Source organism: Ectobacillus ponti, assembly GCF_024294785.1.
GTDB lineage: Bacteria > Bacillota > Bacilli > Bacillales > Bacillaceae_G > Ectobacillus > Ectobacillus ponti.
In genome coordinates, this window is record NZ_JANCLT010000076.1 from 1 (window position 1) to 405 (window position 405).

Sequence of the window (405 nt, forward strand, 5' to 3'; positions counted from 1 at the left end):
CACAATAGCATCTTGATGTGTTGATGCCGTGGATTATAATCAAATACAGTTCATCACATCATGTCCCAACAAGGCAACACATTGTCCACTACAACAATACAGGCAACAAATGGCTTTGCCATACCATTCACAATTCCAATTCCATACAAAAAAAAGAGGAACTATCTCACCTATTGACACTGCACTATAGATCAGAAATTTACAAGGACCGGATCATGGCTGCAGAAGCATCCCCTTGAGGCTTCAGTGTTGTGTGATTCTGTTGACCTCAGGTGCTGGTAGGAACATCTGCGCCAGCCACTGCAACGGTTTGATCAATTCTGCGCGCTTCTTCCTCCAGTACCAGATCGCAGCATTGTAGAACTCGTTGCGGATCTTCTTGGAAGCTGCTCTCCAGTCGCACTT